The organism is Intrasporangium oryzae NRRL B-24470 (genome assembly GCF_000576595.1).
GTDB lineage: Bacteria > Actinomycetota > Actinomycetes > Actinomycetales > Dermatophilaceae > Intrasporangium_C > Intrasporangium_C oryzae.
Map to the genome: position 1 here is coordinate 1 of NZ_AWSA01000119.1, position 687 is coordinate 687.

At 69.6% G+C, this 687-nt stretch carries 1 protein-coding gene; it reads left to right on the forward strand.

Annotated elements, in window-relative coordinates:
- Positions 1–69 precede the first annotated feature (69 nt).
- Positions 70–687, forward strand: a 618-nt coding sequence (locus N865_RS21310) for a helix-turn-helix domain-containing protein (RefSeq protein WP_034810289.1), incomplete at its 3' end; no start/stop codon positions are given.

Here is a 687-nt window from a genome sequence, read left to right on the forward strand (position 1 = left end):
TGTCGACGACGCTTGAAAACGAGGCCATAGCGACGGTCGAAAACGAGGCCACCCAGACAGATTGGATGGGTGATCTCTGTGGAGGATTGGGCTCTGATCCGGCGGCTGGTCGCGGATGGTGTTCCGCAGCGGCAGGTCGCACGGGATCTGGGGATCGGTAGGTCGACGGTCGAGCGGGCGCTGGCCTCGGACCGGCCACCGAGGTACGAGCGGCCGCCCGTGCCGACGTCGTTCACGCCGTTCGAGCCGGCCGTGCGGCGACTGTTGAGGGACACGCCGGACATGCCGGCCACCGTGATCGCCGAGCGGGTCGGCTGGACGGGGTCGATCACGTGGTTCCGGGACAACGTGCGACGGCTGCGGCCGGAACATCGGCCGGTCGACCCCGCGGACCGGCTGATGTGGCTGCCGGGGGATGCGGCGCAGTGCGACCTGTGGTTCCCGCCGCGGAAGATCCCGCTCGAGGACGACACCAAGACGCTGCTGCCGGTCATGGTGATCACGTGCGCGCACTCCCGGTACATGCTGGGGCGGATGATCCCGACCCGGCACACGCCGGACCTGCTGCTGGGGATGTGGGAGCTGCTGCAACAGCTCGGTCGGGTCCCGCGCCGGCTGATCTGGGACAACGAGACCGGCATCGGCCGCGGCAGGCGGCACGCCGAAGGTGTCGGTTCGTTCGCCGGC